Below are 17,073 nucleotides of genomic sequence, written 5' to 3' on the forward strand. Positions count from 1 at the left end.
AGTACGATGACGCAACAAGCTTTCCTGGAGATTGCGCAGCGGCTGGCATCCTTGCCCGCGGAGAAGAAAAAGGTCTTTCGCCAACGCCTGTCCGAGAAGGGCATCGACAGCTGGCGCCTGCCGATCGTCCCCGCTCTGCTCGGCGAAGGCGAACACAGGCCGCTGGCGCAGGCGCAACGGCGCTTCCTGTCGGCTGAAGCCCTGAGCAGCCGGGCCCTTTATAACCTGTGCTCGGTGCTGCGCTTCGATGGGCGCCTGGATGGCGCGCGTTTGCAACAGGCGATGCAGCAGGTGGTCGACCGCCACCAGATCCTGCGCACGCGCTACAGCCCTGACACCAGCGGACAGTTGCAGCCCCATTGCGAGCCACAACAGGTGCACTTGCCGGGCGTCGAACGGTTGACCATCGCCGCATCCGAGCACGAGCAATGGTGTGCCGATGAATATGCCCGCCAACTCGCCGAGCCCTTCGACCTGGCGCAGTCGATGCCTTGGCGCTGGAAGGCATTCAGCGATGCCCAGGAGCATTGCACCTGGCTTTTTTTCATCATTCACCACGTCGCCTATGACGCCTGGTCGGCCCAACAACTGACCCTGGAACTGGCCGAGGCTTACCGGGCACTCGCTTCGAACCAGCCTGCCGCGTTAGCTGAACTGAGTATCCAGTACGCCGATTACGCCGCATGGGAACGTGAGTGGCTGGACAGCGATAGCTGCCGGCAGCATATCGATTTCTGGCGCGACCAACTGGCCGATGCACCGGCGCCGATGGCGTTGCCACTGGACCGTCCGCGCCCCACGCCCACACAACGTCGCCACAGTGGCGCGGTCCTGGCTCGGGAGCTCCCGCCGCAACTGACCACGGCAGTCGAAAGCGCCATCCGCAATCATGGCGTGACGTTGTACATTTATGGCCTGACGGCATTCACCTGCCTGCTGTCGCGCTATAGCGGCGAGACTGATCTGTGCCTGGGCACCTCGATTGCCCAACGTGACCGTCCGGAACTGGCATCGTTGATCGGGCCGTTACTCAATACCCTGGTGATTCGCCAGCGCCTTCAAGGCAATCCGGACTTCAGCAGCGCGTTGCAGCGCACCCGCGACACCGTTGCGGCGGCGTTCGACCATCAGCAGTTGCCCTTCGAAAACATCCTCGAAAACCTTGAACGTCCACGTTCGAGCCCGTTGTTCCAGGTCATGTTCGTCCAGGTCGATCTGCCCGAAAGCCGCACCCTGGCCTTGCCCGGCGTGGCGGTGGAGGTACTCGACCCGCCGCAACGCCACGCGCGTTTCGACTTGACGTTGCGCATGGTCCGTACCGCCGACGCGCGGCTGCGTTGCGAACTGGAATACAGCGACGAATTGTTCGACACGGCCACGGTCGAGCAAATGCTCGACGACTTGCTGGCGATCTTCCACGAGGGCTCGGCTCATCCGCAGCGGCGGTTGTCGGACCTGCAATTGGTTTCCACGCCGAGTGAAGTGCGCGGCCCGGTCCTGGGCGCGATCGCGTTGCCGTTGGACCAGCAGGTGCTGCATTGGGCCACGCACACGCCGAATGCCGTGGCGTTGTGCAGTGTGGGGCAGAGCATCGATTACGCCACGCTCGGCGCGGCCAGTCGCTCGATGGCCGCACGGCTGGCCGCGCAGGGCGTTGGGCCGGGTCAGGTGGTCGCGCTGTGCATGCCGCGCTGTGCCGAACAAGTGCTGGCGACCCTGGCGTGCTGGCAGCGTGGCGCCACCTGTCTGTTTCTCGACCCGGCGCAACCAGCCCGGCGACTCGAACAACTGTTGCACGACAGCGGCGCGAGCCTGTGGCTGACATTGGCGCAAGCACCCGAGACCGGCGTGGGCATCCCATGCCTGGTGCTGAGCGCCGACGATTGGTCGCTCAACGCGAACGTCCACCAGTACGAAAGCCTCAGCCAGCCTCAGTTGCCTGCCTACCTGATCTACACGTCGGGCTCGACCGGCCAGCCGAAAGGCGTTCAGGTCACGCATGCCAACCTCGCCCATTACGCCAATGCCGTCGGTCAACGCTTGCAAGCCAAATCGGGTAGCCGCTGGGCGACCTTGGCAACGGTCGCCGCCGACCTCGGCTTGACCTCTGTTTTCGCCGCGCTCAACGCAGGCGACACGCTGGTATTGCCACCGGCGTCGTTGGCCTTCGACCCGCCCGGCTGGGCCGATTTTCTCGACCAACATCCGGCGGATTGCCTCAAGATCGCCCCTTCGCACCTGCGCGGTTTGCTGGCGTTGGACGACGCCCGTCGCGTGTTGCCCAAGGAGCTGTTGATTCTTGGTGGCGAGGGGTTCGACCAGGCGTTATTCGCCAAGGTGCGTGAACTGGCGCCGCAACTCCGTATCTTCAATCACTATGGCCCGTCGGAAACGACTGTCGGCGTGGTCTGCGGTGAAATTCTGGACTCCGAGGCGTTCGTAGCGGGTCAGTATCTGCCGCTGGGCCAGCCGCTGTCCGGCTGTGAGTTGCGTATCGTCGATGGTCAAAATCGGTGCGTACCGCTGGGTGTCGCCGGTGAGCTGCTGATTGGTGGTCCCCAGGTTGCCCAAGGCTATCTCGGCCAGCCTGAGTTGACAGCACGTGCATTCGGCGTCACGGCCCAGGGCCAACGCTTTTATCGCAGCGGCGACCGGGTTCGCCTGGATCGCGACGGGCGCCTGGTGTTTCTCGGACGTCAGGACGATCAAGCTAAGATCCGCGGGTTCCGCGTCGAACCGGGCGAAGTCAGCGCCTGGCTCAACGCCCAGCCTCAGGTTCGCGAAGGCGCCGTGCTGGCTTGTGAAGTAAAAGGGCGGACGCAACTGGTGGCCTATGTCAGCCCCTCGATGACCACCCAAGCGCTGGCGGCGCTGCAAGCCGAGGCCAAGCGGCAACTGCCGGAACACATGGTGCCGGCCCATTGGTTGGCGCTGGACGCTTTGCCGCTGACTGCCAATGGCAAGCTGGACCGACGTGCATTGCCTGAGCCGGCGATCGATGAGCCGGCCGCCGAAGCCGCCGAGCAGCCCAGCGGAGCGACCGAACAACGATTGGCGCAACTGTGGTGCCAGATCCTCGGCTGCGCGCCAGTTGGCCGCTCGGACGATTTTTTCGCTCTCGGCGGGGATTCGATTCTCAGCCTGCAATTGATCGGCCTGGCATCCCGGGAAGGGCTCAAGCTGGAACCGCGGGACGTGCTGCAGCATCCGACCCTGGCGGCCATGGCCCTGTGCATCGACTGCCGCGCCGAGCCGGCATTGCTTGCGGTTCTGACGGCTTTTCGCGAGTTGCTCGGACAACCTGGCCTGGGGCCGGACGCCGATTTCTTTGCCATGGGCGGCGACTCGATCCTCAGCTTGCAGTTGATCGCGCGCTTGCGTCAGGCCGACTTGCGCCTGATGCCCCGGCAATTGCTGGAAAACCCGACCCCTCGGCAACTGGCCAAGGTGCTCGCACCGATCGTCGCACCGGTCGCTGATGCCGTGGCGCCGTGCGAGGACGCGGCGCAACCGCAGGCTCTGTCCCATGCCCAGCAACGGGTGTGGTTCATGCAGCAATTCGACCCGGCTGAAACCGCCTACAACGTTACCCAACTGTTGGCCTTGCGCGGCGAGCTGGATGTGCCCCGCCTGCAACGCGCCTGTCAGGCGCTGGTGACCCGGCATGACGCACTGCGCTGCCGTTTTTTCGAAGAGCACGGGCAAGTCTGGCAGCGGCTGGACGATACGACTGCGCCGATCTTCAACGTCCATGACATCGGCGCCCTGAGTGACTCGGAACAGGACGCGGCCATTGCCAGTGCCGCCAGGCGGGTGTTCGATCTCACGCGAGGTCCGCTGCTGGCCATCGATGTGTTCTGTGTGGCGCCCGGCGACTATCGCCTGTTGTTCAACGTGCACCACATTGCCGTGGACGGTTGGTCGATGGGCTTGCTGGTCCAGGATCTGGCAGCGCTTTATCAAGATCAGACCCTACCGGCGGCAAGCGCTTTGCTGCCGTTGATCAAGGCGCATCGAGAGCGCTTGGATGGCGCGTATGGCAAGGATTCGTTGGCCTATTGGCAACAACGCCTGGAAGGCCTGGGCAACGAGCCGCTGGAGCTGCCTGAGCAATCCACGCGGCCGGCGGTGCAGGCGTTCGGTGGAGCGCGAGACGAATATGTGCTGCCCGGTTCGCTGAGCACTGCGGTCGAGGCGCGGGCGAGGGTGCTAGGCGTCACGCCGTTCGTGCTGTATTTCGCGGCCTATCAGTTGCTGCTCTGGCGCCACGGCGGGCGCAGTGATTTCGCCATCGGCTTGCCGGTGGCGGGGCGTGAGTCAGTCCAGAGCCAGGCGTTAGTCGGGTTGTTCGTCAACACCCTGGCCCACCGTGTCCGGATCGACGGCCGCCAGAGCCTGCAAGCATTCGTCCAGGCACTGGGCAGCACGCTGAATGAGGACCTGGCCCATCAATCGCTGCCGTTCGAGCAGTTATTGGAAGTGCTGGATGTAGAGCGCAGCCTGGATCGCACGCCGCTGTTCCAGACGATGTTCAACTATCAGGTCGACCATCAGGATTCCCGCAGCCTGAACCTGCCCGGCATCAGTGCCCAGGCTTTGGCGCTGCCGGGTGGCGTGGTGAGCGCCAAATTCGACCTGACGTTCAACCTGTTCACCCAGGGTCGCGGTGCCGAGGCCAGCACCGGTTTGATCGTCGAATACGCGACGGCATTGTTGCGGCCCGACATCACTCGCCGGTTGGTAGAGGATTACCAGGCATTGCTCGCCAGCCTGTCGGGCCAGGATCTTGATGCGCGCCTGCTGGAAATCCCGCTGCGTTCGGTTGCGACGTTGGCGACTGCCGGGAAGTCGTTGCCCTTGCACGGCGAAGCGGATTGGGTGACGCGTTTCGAAGTGCAAGCCGCTGTGCATCCCGAGTGCATCGCCGTCTACTGCGCCGACCGCCAATTGAGCTATGCCGCGCTGGAGGCCCAGGCTAACCGCTTGGCTCATTGGTTGCTGGCCCAGGGCGTCGGGCCTGAATCGTTGGTTGCCTTCTGCCTGCCTCGGGATGAACGCCTGTTGGTGTGCATGTTGGGCATCCAGAAGGCCGGTGCCGCCTATTTGCCACTCGACCGCGCCCATCCACCGGCCCGCCAGGCGCAAGTGCTCAACCGGGCGCAGCCGCATATGCTGCTTTGCGATTCGACGACAGGGGATTGGCCTGCCGACCTACGTGTTTGCCTCTGGGCAGATCTGCCATTGGCGCAATTTCCCACCCAGGCGCCTGGATTGGCGACGCACCTCGGGCAACTGGCCTACACCCTCTACACCTCGGGGTCGACCGGGCAACCCAAAGGCGTGCAGATCAGCCGTGGCAACTTTGCCAATTTCCTGCTCGCCATGGAGCAGGCGCTGCCCTTGGATAACGTGCAGCGTTACCTGGCCTTGACCACTGTCACTTTCGATATTTGTGGCCTGGAGCTCTGCCTGCCGCTGGTGCGTGGCGGCTCGGTGGTCCTGGCGGACGACGACGAGCGCCAGGATCCGCTGCTGCTTGCACGCTTGATTGACGAACGGTCCGTTGACCTGATCCAGGCCACGCCCGCTACCTGGGCGATGTTGTTGCAAGGCGATCGCCGGGTGTTGGAAGGGCGAGTGGCCCTGGCCGGCGGCGAGGCGGTGCCGAAGGAGCTGGCCAGCGAGCTGAAGCAGCACGTGGCGCGCTTGATCAATGTCTACGGCCCGACCGAGACCACGGTGTGGTCGACCCAGACGCCGATCGACACACTTCAATTGCCCGTCGCCCCGATAGGCCGGCCGTTGCTCAACACCCGCTGCCATGTTCTCGATGAATACCTGTGTGAAGTGCCGCCAGGCTGCGTCGGTGAACTCTATATCGCCGGTGACGGACTGGCCCGGGGTTATGCCGGGCAGCCGGGGCTGACCGCAGAGCGCTTCATTGCCGACCCGTTCGGTAACGGTGGTCGCTTGTACCGCACCGGCGATCTGGCGCGCTGGCAGCCCGACGGCCAGCTGTACTACCTCGGACGCACCGACGACCAGATCAAGTTGCGTGGCTATCGCATCGAACTGGGGGAAATCGAAGCCGTCCTGCTCAGCCATCCTCAAGTGCTGCAAACGGCGGTGGCCGTGCAAGGCGAGCAGTTGGCCGGATTCTGGGTGGCGAATCCTGACGATGCACCTGGTGAGGCAGCTGTTCGAGACTATTTGCAGGCGCGCTTGCCGGTCTACATGGTGCCGACGCACCTGCAGGCGCTTGAGCAACTGCCGCTCAACAGCAATGGCAAGGTCGATCGCAGACAACTGCCGCGCTTGCAATCGGTTGTCGGCAGCGCGCCAGCAACCGGGCGCCCGCTGTCGGCCGGCGAGGGGATGCTGGCGCAGATCTGGGCCTCGGTGCTGAACGTGCGGGACGTCCCACCCGACGGACATTTCTTCCAATTGGGCGGGCATTCCCTGATGGCGGCCCAGGTACGGGGGCGCCTGCGGGAACAGGGCTTCGAGGTGCCATTGCGCTGGCTGTTCGAAACACCGGTGCTGGCGCGACTGGCCGAGCGAATCGAGGGCCTCGCCGCTGAGCAGGATCTGGCGTCGGTGACGATTCCGGTGGTTGACCAAGGCATCGATCAACCCTTGTCCTCGGCGCAGCAACGGGTCTGGTTGATGCAACAACTGGATGAGGTCGACAGCAGCTTCAACATGAGTAGCAACGTGCGCTTGCGTGGGGAACTGGATAACCACGCCCTGGAGCGTTCGTTGCAACGGTTGGTGAATCGACATGCCATCCTGCGCACCACCTATCACCAGTGCGGCGGCGAGTTGCGCCAGCGAATCCACCCGCAATTGGCGGTGGCTTTGCAACGCCTGGCGTCGAGCGAATCGAAGTGGTCAATCGATGCCCGGGACATGGCGCTGCGACCGTTCGACCTCGGCAGCGAAGCGCCGCTTCGGGTGGTCCTGTATCGCCTCGGCGAACAGGAGCATGTACTGCAAATGGTCATGCACCACATTGCCTCCGACGGTTGGTCCGGCGCGGTGTTGGTCGATGAGCTGATCGAAGGTTACGAGGCCTACAGCACCGGCGTGCTGCCAACCCAGGAAGCGCTGCCGATCCAATACGTCGACTACGCCGTTTGGCAAGGTTCGGCGGCGGTCCAGTTGCGTCAAAGGGAAGGCTTGGAGTTCTGGCGAAGGACCCTGGCGGGGATTCCCGCGCAGGTGCCATTGCCATTCGATTTCCCCCGTCCGGAGCGTGATAGCGGTGCCGGGGCGGCGGTGGATTTCCAATTGTCGCCCGCCACGGTGGGCCGGTTGAAAACCTTTGCCCAGGACAGCGGCACGTCGCCGTTCATGGTGCTGCTGACGTGTTATGCAGCCGTGCTGCAACGTGAGACACAAGGCCGCGACCTGGTGATTGGCACGGACGTGGCGAACCGCGACCATCCGGCCACCGAATCGCTGATCGGCTTCTTCGTCAACCTGCTGGCCTTGCGCATCCGCGTGCAACCGGAACTGAGCTTCCATGAGCAGGCCATGCAAGTCCGCGAGTTATGCCTGCAAGCGTTCGCCTGGCAGGACACGCCGTTCGAACGCGTGGTCGAGTGCCTGGAATTGCCGCGGGTGGCCAATGTGCATCCGCTGTTGCAGACACTCTTCGTGCTCGACAACACGCCGCGTCAGCAGCGCCAACTGGGCGATCTGCAGGTCGAGCCGTTGACGGGCGAGCAGCACCACTCCAAGTTCGACATGGCGCTGTTCGCCAGCGAAGACCGCGACGCGCTCAGCCTGCGCTGGGTGTACCGCACCAGCCTGTTCCGTCCGGCCACCATCGAACGCTTGCGCGATGCCTTCGAGTTACTGCTGGAGCGCGCGCTCACCGCGCCGCAAACCCCTATCGATACCTTGATGCCGACTGTGAAGGGAGCTGCTGCAATGTCCACGGACAACCCGCTGCAACGCAAAATGAGCAAATTGGGCAAGATGCGCCAGGGCGGATCGGCGGCTACCCGTGAGCCCATCGAGGCCCGGCCGCTACGAGCGGACTCGGCATTCCCGTTGCTGGTTTCGTTGCGTGACCGCGAACTGGCCCCGGCCATCTGGGCGCAAGCCAACCGCGACAAGGTCGAGCACTGGTTACGCGAGCATGGCGGCATCCTGTTCCGTGGCTTCGACCTGCCGACCCCGGCGGATTTCGAGGCGTTCTGCCAGGCGCTGTGCCCGCAGCTGTACGGGCAATACGGTGACCTGCCGAAAGAGGAAGGCGGCAAGAACATCTACAAGTCCACGCCATACCCCAAGGACCGGATGATCCTGTTCCATAACGAAAGCGCGCATCAGCACCGCTGGCCACGTCGGCAGTGGTTCTACTGCGAGACGCCCGCGACGTCCGGGGGCGCGACGCCAATCGTTGACAGTCGCCAGGTCTACCGCGAATTGCCGACGTGGTTGCAGGCGAACCTACGGAGCAAACAACTGATGTACGTGCGCAATTTCAGCACCAGCCTGGACGTTAGTTGGCAGCACTTCTTCCAGACCGACGACCGAGCCGACGTCGAGCGGATCTGTCGTGAGAGCAACATCGAGTTCCAGTGGCGCGGCGCCAATGACCTGCACACCCGGCAGGTGTGCCCGGCGGTGATCCTGCACCCGTTGACGGGCGAAGAAAGCTTCTTCAACCAGATCCAGCTGTACCACCCGGCATTGCTCGATGAGGATGTTCGCGAGCAATTCCTGCGCGACGGCGAATCGGCAATGCCCAGGCAAGTGTTTTATGGGGACGGCTCGGAGCTCGAACCAGCGGCTATCGATGCCATCAATGCCGCCTACGACCGTTGTGCCGTGCGCTTCGACTGGCAACAGGGCGACGTGGTGATGCTCGATAACATGCTAGCGGCCCATGCTCGGGATCCGTTCGAGGGCGAGCGCAAAATCGTCGTCGCCATGGGGGAAATCTATGCCCGCCACCAAGTCATGGCCGCGCCGGCGCAGACCGAAGAGACACTTGAAGAGTTGACCCCATGATGGACCTTGGACTCACGCTTTCACCCCAGCAGAAACAACTGGCCCAGGCCAACCCACACGCCTGGCGCTGGGTGCGCATGGTGCTGACAGGCGTTCCCGAAGGCATCGTCGAGCAACGCTTGCGCGACAGCCTGGCGCAGCATCAAGCGCTGCGCTTGCGCTATGAGCGGCCACTGGGCGCCACCGGGCTGCGCCAAAGGGTGATCGAACCTCAGGCATTGCGCCTTGATTGGCGCCTGGGGCGCGCAACCGACGGTCACGATGAGCAGGATTGGCTGGAAGAGGCGCGGCGTCGCTGCCAGGCCGAACAGCCCGACGTGCTGGCTTGGCTGCTCGATGATCAATTGTTGCTGGCGGTCCCGGCCTACTCGCTGGACGCGCGCAGCCTGGTCCAGTTGCGCGAGCATTTGCTGGGCCGCGCCGCGCCGCTGGATGACGAGCCCATGCAGTACGTGGACTACGTCGAGTGGATCAACGGCCTGCAACTGGATGAAGACGCTGAGCAGGGCGCACAGTTCTGGCGCAACCTGGCCTTGCAGGACATCCCGGGCATGCGCCTGGTCGAACGTTATGGCATCGCCAGTGGCCGTCATGCCGTCGTCCGTCAGGAGTTGGCGCAAAGCGAGGTGACGGGGCTGACCGCCCTGGCCGAGCAGGAAGGTATCGCTGAGGAGCAGTTGGTCTTGGCGGCCTGGGGATCATTGCTCGGCAGGCTCAATGGCCAACGGCAGGGCCAACTGGGTTTGCAGCATGACCCTCGAGATAACTACGAGGAACTGACCGGCGCGTTTGGTGTGTTCGAACAGACGTTGCCGATGGTGATGCAAATGTCCGAGCACAGCACCCTGGTCAACCTGGCCCGGCAAATGGCCCGGCAACTGGAGAGTGCCGTCGATTGGCAGGAATACGTCGGCCAGGCGCAGTTGTTGCCAGAGTGGCGAGCCAGTTTCCAGGCAGGATTGCAGGTTCTGCAAGTGCCGCAACCGGACGCGTTGCAGTGGCTCTCGTTTGACACGCCGATCGAGCTGCAACTTCAGTTGACCCTCCACACCCAGGGCAATGGCGAGCTGGCGTTGGCGTATGATTGCGGGGTGTATCGCGAGGAGCAGATGCAGGCGCTGCTCAAGCGTGTCAAGCATTGGCTCGGCCAACTGATGCAGTCGCCCAATGAGCTTATCGATGGCATGGATGCGTGTCTGCCCGAGGAGTCGCTGGTGTCCTCGCCGCGTCCTGACCTCGGAGCGGACCTTGACATCATCGTTGCCCTGCGCCGGCACGCCCAGGCACACCCGGATCGCCCGGCGCTGCGGTATGCCGACCAATTTCTCTCATACGCTGAACTCGATGCCTTGAGTGACCGCGTCGCCGGCAGCCTGGATCAGGCGGGCGTGGGCCGCGGCGACGTGGTGGGGCTGTATCTGCCACGCGGCGCGCAGATGCTGGTTGCGATGCTCGCTTGTTTCAAGGTCGGTGCCGCGTATCTGCCTTTGGATCCCCAACAGCCGCCGCTGCGGCTGGCTGCGGTACTCGATGACGCCCAACCTGCGTTACTCCTGCACTTGGAGGGCCTCTTGCCTGACACGTCGGCCCGGACGCTGTGCTGGTCCCAGGCAAGCAAAGGGCCTGTGTCAGCTACATCGCACTCCGGCACCGCGCAAGACCTGGCCTACGTGCTCTACACCTCGGGCACCAGCGGCAAGCCAAAAGGGGTGCAGATCGAACAAGGGCAATTGCGCCATTACGTCACCCAAGTAACCCGTGCACTGCAACTGCCCGAGGGCGGGCATTATGGGTTGGTGTCCTCGCTGCTCGCGGACCTGGGCAATACCGTGTTGTTCCCGGCGTGGCTGCAGGGCGGTTGTGTGCATGTGCTGGCGCAGTCGACGGTGACCGACGCCCAGGCCTTTGCCGAGGAGCTAAGGCGTTATCCCCTCGACGTGCTGAAAATCGTCCCATCGCACCTCGAAGCCTTGATGGGCGAGCAAGCCGTCGGCGTACTGCCTCGCCAGGTGCTGGTATTGGGCGGGGAACCGATTGGCGAGGCGTTGCTGACACGCTTGGCCCAGGCCGAGCCGGCCTGCCGACTGTATAACCACTATGGCCCGACCGAAACCACCGTCGGGGTGTTGTGGCGAGCCATTGATCTTGCGCAGGGCGTGACTGGTTGCGCGTTGAATCAAGTGTTGGGTGCCAACCGTATTCATCTGCTTGACGAGCAGCAACGGCCAGTGCCGCCCGGCCAGGCTGGCGAGTTGTACATCAGTGGCGCCAGTGTCGGCAGGGGATACGTCGGCAATGTCGGTGGCGAGGCCTTCGGTGTAGATCCTGCCAGCGGCAATCGCCTGTACCGCACCGGTGACTTGGTCTTACGCCAGGCCGATGGGGCCCTGCGCATTCTGGGGCGCAATGACCAGCAGGTGAAAATTCGTGGGTTTCGCCTTGAGCTGGCGGAGGTCGAGCAGGCGATGCTCGCCCAGCCGGGCGTCTTGCAAGCCGCTGTGCTGCTGGATGGCGAAGGCGATCTCGGGCGGTTGCTGGCATTTGTAGTCACGGACGATGTTCAGTTCCAGGGGACGGATCCGTTGCGCGCCAGCTTGGCTCGTCAATTGCCGGATTACATGCTGCCCAGCGGTATCTTTGCGTTGAAGGCCATGCCTCTGAACAGCAACGGCAAGCTCGATCGTAAGCACCTGCTCGAACGGGCCCGGCAGCGATTGCAGAATACGCGGGTGAAGCCGGAGGGGGAGTTGGAGACGGTGGTCCTTGCGATCTGGTGTGACGTGCTGGGGGTCGATGACCTCGGCGTAACGGACAATTTCTTCAACGTTGGCGGTCATTCGCTGGCGGCGATCAAAGTGGTGTCGCTGATCCGTGAACGGTTGGGCCTCAACCTGCCGACCAATCTGTTGTTCGAGCGGCATACGGTGCGTGATCTGGTGCAGGACCTGGACGATATCGGCAGCGGTCCCTTTAAGATCTTGAGCGACGCCGATCCGCACGCACCGGCCTTGCTGGCGGTGCATGGTGCGCAAGGGCACCTGCAGGCTTACCAGCCGCTGGTGGAAAACCTGCGCGGCGAGGTGGCCGTCTTTGGCCTGGCCGCCCTTGAAAATGACTGGGCCCACGGCGATATGGATGCGCTGTTGCAGCAATACGTGGCGAGTATCCCGGTCCAGCTCAAACAGCGACCGATGGTGTTGTTGGGCTGGAGCCTGGCCGCGCGCCTGGCCTTGTTGCTGGTGCCGCATCTGCAAGCCAGCGGCTTCAGCGTCGAAGGCCTGGTGTTGCTCGATCACGATGCTCAGCGCAGCCTGGCCGGCGAGGGCGACGAAGCGGGCCAGTTGATTGCCGATTTCGCGTTTTATTGCCGCAGCCACGGCCAGCCGATCGGCGAGTCGCTACGGGAACGGTTGACGGGCCTGTTGGCCGGCCTCGACTATGCCGAGGGTGTCGCCCGGCTGCTCGACGATGAACAGGTGCGCGGGCACCTGCAATGGAAAGCGGCGGATGGTGAACTGCTGGCGCTGATGGCGCGATATCGCGCGATCAAGACCCGTTTGTACGAGCAGGCCTTGCCAACCGTTGACGTGCCAGTCTGGTTGTGGCGCGGCAATGCCCACGGCGACTTGCGCGCACAATGGCAAGTCCACGCGCGCCAACCGGTTAGCCAGTGGACGCTGGACGTGGGGCATCATGAGATGCTCGGCGAGCCGCGACTGGTCGAAAACCTGCTGCCTTTACTGTTGCAAACCTCTGCCAAGGTGGTGTCGGTCCCATGATGTTATTGAGAGAATTGCTGCACAACGCGCGATGGCGCATTTTCCTAGCGGTGCTGAGCAGTGCCCTGAGCGCGGCCACCAGTATCGGCCTGATCGGCTACATCAACCGCTGCCTGGAACAAGGTCTCAATGACCTCGGCCAGGGCTTGCTGCTGTTCGGTGGCCTGCTGGTGCTGTTGTTCATCAGCGGGGTCACCGCGCAATGGCTGCTGGTGCAGATCGGCCATCGGCTGGTGTACCAGCTGCGCTTGCGGCTGGTGGGCAAGGTGCTGGGCACCGCGCTGGAACGCATCGAACGGTTGGGCAGCCCACGCATCTACAACGCCCTGACCAAGGACGTGACCACCGTCGCCACGGCCTTCAAGCAATTGCCGATTTCCTTGTACAACGGCTTGCTGCTGTTGGCGGGGCTGGCCTATATGGCGTGGTTGAGCCTGCCGTTCTTCGGCCTGACGCTGGCAGTGATCGCCGCTGGCGTCGGCCTCGACGTGCTGCTCGGGCGCAAGGTCAAGACCTTGATGCAGGCGGTCCGGCAGCAGGACGACCAACTCACCGAGCAGTTCGAAGCCGCCATCCAGGGGCGCTGCGAACTGGGCCTGAGCCGGGAGCGTCGGCATTTACTCTATCAACGCAAGCTCGAACCCATCGCCCGGGCGTCGCTGGACGCATCGGTACGCGCTGACACTTTGTGGGCCGTCAACCTGAACTGGACGACGTTGCTGGTGTTCGTGCTGATCGGCACGCTGTTTTTCCTCGGCCAGGGGCTGGGATTGCTGAGCCAGCAGGTGGTGGTGGGCTACGTCTTGGCGATCATGTTCCTGCGCACGCCGATCTCGATGATCCTCGACGCTATTCCGGCTGTCATTCGTGGTCATGTCGCCTTACAGGCCATTGATGCCCTGGCACTGGGCGAGACGGTAGAGTTCAAGGCGTCCGCGCAAGCAGCGCAGCCGTTTCGGGATCTGCGTCTGTCGAACGTGCATTACCGGTATGCCGGCAAGAACGAGGAATTTGCCTTTGAATTGGGACCCATCGACCTGACGATCCGGCGCGGCGAGTTGATCTTCATTGTGGGGGGCAACGGCAGTGGCAAGTCGACCCTGGCCAAGCTGCTGACCGGGCTCTATGTGCCCGCTTGCGGGGAAGTTTCACTCAACGGCGTGGTGCTCGACGCCAGCACCAGCGAATGGCACCGCGAGCACTTCGCCGCGATCTTTGCCGATTTCTATCTGTTCGCCGATGTGTTGGGCGAGGCGGGCGACCATGAAGGGCTGGAGGCTCGGGTGGACCATTATCTGGAGCGCCTGGGGCTGGCCCACAAGGTTGAATTCGCCGCTGGACGCCTGTCCACCACCGCGTTGTCCCAGGGCCAGCGCAAGCGCCTGGCCTTACTGTTGCTGATGATGGAAGGCCGTGAAGTGTTCCTGCTGGACGAGTGGGCGGCCGACCAGGACCCGGTGTTCCGCCATGTGTTCTACAACGAATTGCTGCCCGAGCTCAAAGCGGCCGGCAAGACGGTCATCGCGATCACCCATGACGACCGTTATTTCGACGTGGCGGACCGGGTCTATCGTCTCGACTACGGCCACCTCGTCGATTACGACCGGGCGACGGAGAATCCCTTTCAATTGGCAAAATGATCGGCGCGATCAGACGCTTCAATGCTGCCGCTTGCATTCATCGAGGGGGCAACTGCTGCAATAGCCGACGCTGGGAAGGCGATACCGAATGCAGCAGATTCGCCGCAGGCGCTGCGGCTCGTCCTCGCCGATATCGTGGTAACGCACGGGGGCGAACAGCGGGTTGCGCCGACCATCGGGGCGCAGGCGGGCAGTGAGGATTTGCCGGGCGGGCAGGGTGCTCTCGGGATTGGCCAGCGGATGCAGGTCGATCCGCGTGGTGACGAATTCGAAGGTGTTGCCGGCATTGCTCCAGAACAAGCGGGGCGATGCGCGGCTGACACTGGCCAGCGTGTCGATGACCGGTTCCAGGTGTTGTTCGACCAGCGTATGGAACCGTTCAAAGGCTGTGCATTCGGGCAGTGGTTGCCCGGCGTCGCGAACATGTAAGGCCTGTGGCCTGGCGTCGTCGCCGAGTTTCAACCCAACATCGTTCAGAGCGACTGGCAGGTCCCGTTGCAGCAACAGGTTGGCGCCCATCACCGGCGCGAGGAAGGTACTGAAATACCACTTGGACCACAGCGACACCAGGGCCAGGCGTTCATCGGTCTTGTAGCGCGCCAGCAGCTCGTCGACGAACTGACTGAACGTCTCGCGCTGGAAGAACAGTTCCACCGACAGAACGGTGGGCGAGTGGCTGCGCAGTTGCAGTTTTTCTTCGAAGGCCGCGAGCGGCCCGGTGAACAGCGGAGCAAGGCTGGGAATCATTGACTCATCCGTGACCGCGAATTGAGAGACGTTATCGTCCAGAAGGGGCGAAGTATAAACAGCGCACCACCGTCTTGCGACTTCTCGTGGGTGTTGAAGCAGGCAAGCCATGTAAGATTTATAAAATATTAATGAGAATCGATACTATTAGTATTGTATCGTAGCGATCTTTCCCGTCATGCCAGTCAAGGAGCAAGCAATGAGTTTGGATAGCCCGGATACGCGGTTTCTGGTTGTCGTCAACGAAGAGGAGCAGTACTCGATCTGGCCGGACTACCGCAGTGTGCCCGATGGCTGGCGCACCGTAGACATGCAGGGCAGCAAGGAAGAGTGCCTGGCCTACATCGAGAAAGTCTGGACCGACATGCGCCCGCTGAGCCTGCGCCAGGCAATGCAGGCATAAGGACAGGGCTGATCGCCCACGACAGCGTTCTCATCTCAGGGAGTCAAAATGGAAAGTGTCCAGCCCCGCTCATCATCCAGCGCCACCTTCACGCTGGAGCAGTTCCGCCAACAGGCGCCTCGCGAACTGAATACCAATCCGTACCTGCAACGCCAGGCGGCCCGGGAATCGAATGCGCGTTCATACCCGCGACGCATCCCGCTGGCCCTGCAAGAGGCTCACGGCCTTTATGTTCGCGACACGCAGGGGCAATTGTTCATGGACTGTCTCGCCGGCGCGGGAACCTTGGCGCTGGGCCATAACCACCCGGTGGCCATTGCGGCGATGCGCCAGACGCTCGATTCCGGCTTGCCCTTGCACACCCTGGACCTGACGACGCCGGTCAAGGATCGCTTTGTCGAGGACCTTTTCAATGCCATGCCGGAAAACTTCGCGCGTCACGCGCGCATACAGTTTTGCGGGCCGACGGGTGCAGATGGCATCGAGGCGGCCTTGAAACTGGCGAGAATCGCCACCGGGCGTAAGCCGATCCTGACGTTCTCCGGCGGCTATCATGGCATGACCCTGGGGACATTGAGCCTGATGGGCAACCTGGGGCCGAAACAGGCGCTGGGCTCGCTGATGGCCGACGTGCAATTCCTGCCGTACCCTTACGACTACCGTTGTCCGTTCGGCATCGGTGGTGAAGCTGGCATCGATGCCGGGCTGCACTTCATCGAACAACTGCTGAGCGACCCGGAATCGGGCGTGTTGCCGCCGGCGGCAGTGGTCGTGGAGGTGGTGCAGGGCGAGGGCGGGGTGATCCCGGCACCGGTGCGCTGGCTCCAGGGCTTGCGCCAGTTGACTCGCAAATACGGCGTGGCCCTGATCATCGACGAAGTGCAGACCGGCCTGGGTCGTACCGGCAAGCTGTTCGCTTTCCAGCATGCCGATATCGAGCCAGACATTCTGGTGCTGTCCAAAGCCATCGGTGGCGGCCTGCCACTGGCGGTGATGGTCTATCGCGAAGAGCTGGACACCTGGAAGCCCGGTTCCCATGCCGGCACGTTCCGTGGCAACCAGATGGCGATGGCTGCAGGTGCCGCGACATTGCGCCATATCATTAGCGAAAACCTGCCAGAACATGCCGATGCCATGGGGCAGCGCCTGATGGAGCAACTGCGCCAGTTGCAGGGCGACTACCCTTGCCTGGGCCAGGTGCGCGGTCGGGGGTTGATGGTGGGCGTGGAAGTCGTCAGCGACACCCCGAGCGACAGCCGTGTTCCTCCTGCGGACACCGCATTGGCCCAGGCCATTCAGCGCCAATGCCTGCGCCTGGGTGTCATCCTGGAACTGGGCGGGCGTCACGGCGCCGTGGTGCGATTCCTGCCGCCACTGATCATCCAGGCCGACGAGATCGATGTGCTGGTCGAACTGTTCCGTGTTGCATTGAACAACGCCCTCGCCGAGACCAAGGGCCGAGCGTTGCACATCGCTTGAT

General features: G+C 63.2%; 6 protein-coding genes. 5 read left to right on the forward strand and 1 reads right to left on the reverse strand.

Going from position 1 to position 17,073, the window contains the following annotated elements; all coding sequences use genetic code 11:
- Positions 1-6: 6 nt before the first annotated feature.
- From ACLK1G_RS01175 to ACLK1G_RS01185, 3 genes are read left to right on the forward strand one after another with little or no spacing between them, the layout of a single operon-like run.
- The gene (locus ACLK1G_RS01175; RefSeq protein WP_420763721.1) at positions 7-9,024 is read left to right on the forward strand and encodes an amino acid adenylation domain-containing protein; all 9,018 of its coding nucleotides are present in this window, start codon (positions 7-9) and stop codon (positions 9,022-9,024) included.
- The gene (locus ACLK1G_RS01180; protein WP_420763722.1) at positions 9,021-12,803 is read left to right on the forward strand and encodes a non-ribosomal peptide synthetase; all 3,783 of its coding nucleotides are present in this window, start codon (positions 9,021-9,023) and stop codon (positions 12,801-12,803) included. Before ACLK1G_RS01175 ends, ACLK1G_RS01180 begins: the two co-directional genes overlap by 4 nt.
- Complete coding sequence (locus ACLK1G_RS01185) at positions 12,800-14,443, forward strand: cyclic peptide export ABC transporter (protein ID WP_420763723.1); 1,644 nt, start codon at positions 12,800-12,802, stop codon at positions 14,441-14,443. The genes ACLK1G_RS01180 and ACLK1G_RS01185 overlap by 4 nt, the downstream gene beginning before the upstream one ends.
- An 18-nt stretch (positions 14,444-14,461) precedes the next feature.
- On the opposite strand, the gene fhuF is transcribed toward ACLK1G_RS01185, so the two are convergent.
- The gene (fhuF, locus tag ACLK1G_RS01190) at positions 14,462-15,190 is read right to left on the reverse strand and encodes a siderophore-iron reductase FhuF (protein ID WP_420763724.1); all 729 of its coding nucleotides are present in this window, start codon (positions 15,188-15,190) and stop codon (positions 14,462-14,464) included.
- Between the two features lie 199 nt (positions 15,191-15,389).
- On the opposite strand from fhuF, the gene ACLK1G_RS01195 reads away from it, so the two are divergent.
- Positions 15,390-15,593, forward strand: a complete 204-nt coding sequence (locus tag ACLK1G_RS01195) for an MbtH family protein (protein ID WP_420763725.1) — start codon at positions 15,390-15,392, stop codon at positions 15,591-15,593.
- A gap of 48 nt (positions 15,594-15,641) precedes the next feature.
- On the forward strand, positions 15,642-17,072 hold the full coding sequence (locus ACLK1G_RS01200; protein WP_420763726.1) for a diaminobutyrate--2-oxoglutarate transaminase: 1,431 nt from the start codon (positions 15,642-15,644) through the stop codon (positions 17,070-17,072).
- Position 17,073 lies beyond the last annotated feature (1 nt).

The sequence above is a fragment of the Pseudomonas algeriensis genome, from assembly GCF_048847255.1.
Taxonomy (GTDB): Bacteria; Pseudomonadota; Gammaproteobacteria; order Pseudomonadales; family Pseudomonadaceae; genus Aquipseudomonas.